1 protein-coding gene is annotated in these 1,548 nt (G+C 42.6%); it reads right to left on the minus strand.

All coding sequences use genetic code 11. The annotated features are described in order from the left end of the window. Positions 1-248: 248 nt before the first annotated feature. The gene (locus tag QOR82_RS09045) at positions 249-1,145 is read right to left on the minus strand and encodes a hypothetical protein (protein WP_283584409.1); all 897 of its coding nucleotides are present in this window, start codon (positions 1,143-1,145) and stop codon (positions 249-251) included. Between the last annotated feature and the right edge of the window lie 403 nt (positions 1,146-1,548).

The raw sequence follows: 1,548 nt of genomic DNA on the forward strand, positions 1-1,548 counted from the left end.
GAAAAATATTAAACTATCAAACACCGTTTGAGATATTTTTTGAAGAACCGTTGCACTTAGTTTGACAATTCGTCCTCAAATAAAAAAAAGGACATTTAAGTCCTCTTGCCATCCCATGAATATGCCAATACCAGTTGACGGAAGCCCACCTTTCTCGCTTCCAAAAATGGCGCCAATGAGAAACTCATCAGCGCCGAATAGTGTGCCACCATTATGAGGCACTTTATTAAAACCCTTCATCGTATTCATCAATTATCATCAATCGTCACATCATACTTCTGCTGGTTAGCATTGATTCGTTGGATGTCGTTATCCAATTCTTGCTTATGATTGGCCCACTCAGCGACCAATTCTTGACGCGTGTACGTGTGCGAAGACGTTTTTTGGCTGTGCGTGTACGAATTAACGTTGACTTTATTACCTTCAAAGTCAACCAAGGCCCAGCTCTCCACAAACCGACCAAGACCAATTTCGATCGTGGAGTCTTCTTTACGTTGCATAATTGCTGGTTGCTCCTGGTTCGGATAAGCTGTTTTACCATCAATCATTTGGTCCATCGTGTGCATCTTAGCATCCAAACTATCCCCACGACACTGCTCAATAAAGGCAGCCAAAGCTAATTCTTCGTAGCTCAACTTACCCTGCTGAGTCTGCGATGAACTGACACTGTTTTTCAAATGAATGTGCTGGGCCTTGCTGCGAACTTGGTTAGCCGCGCCTTGATCATTTACGTACTGAATGATATCGCGTAAATTGGCCGTTGCGTAAGGATCCTTGTTCTTTTTCTGATTGAGGGTGCTAACCATGTAGAAAGCAACCGTCCCGTCGGCGCCAACTGTGTAAGCAGCATTGTGACCACCATTGGAGTTGCTGTGGCGCAGATACCAGCTATTACCGCGACCTTTGACGTTGAGCCCGTCAGCATTGTCGTTCTGGTAAATGTTGAGGTTCGTTGTCTCCGAAAAGATTCCCCGCCAAATATCCTTTTTAACTTTATGCTGACCATAATATGCAATCGCGGCAGCCGTCTGCATCGGGGTGATCGTTTTATAATGCAACTTAGCATCACTGGCGTGGATCGCCGAACCGCTCATTAGAACCAAAAGACCGACGACAATTGCTATAATCCAACGGAATCTTTTCATTGTGACCTTGCTCCCCTTCTTCAGTCAGCAGAATATTAATAGGTTTTTTGGTAGGAAATAACTCAGTTTTTGTTTATTTTTGAATCGAGGCAACTTCGTTAAGCGCCGTTATATCAGCATTTCTAATACCTAGCGCAAAAGCTGAATCATTCGTATTCAACATCGACATTTTACCACGACTAACCTAATTAGCACATAGCAAACCCGACCGCAGCATCAAGCTTTACTTACTATGTAAATATAGGTCAGATCTGATAGTTAGAAATCGACTTTGGGGTACGCATCACATTTTTAGTTAGGGGTTGTTTATTAAAAACGGCCCTTATTTTGGGTGACGAATTGTCAAACTAAGTGCAACGGTTCTTCAAAAAATATCTCAAACGGTGTTTGATAGTTTAATATT

Origin of the sequence: Limosilactobacillus difficilis, from assembly GCF_947387495.1 — a bacterium.
In the GTDB taxonomy this organism is placed as follows: Bacteria; Bacillota; Bacilli; order Lactobacillales; family Lactobacillaceae; genus Limosilactobacillus; species Limosilactobacillus difficilis.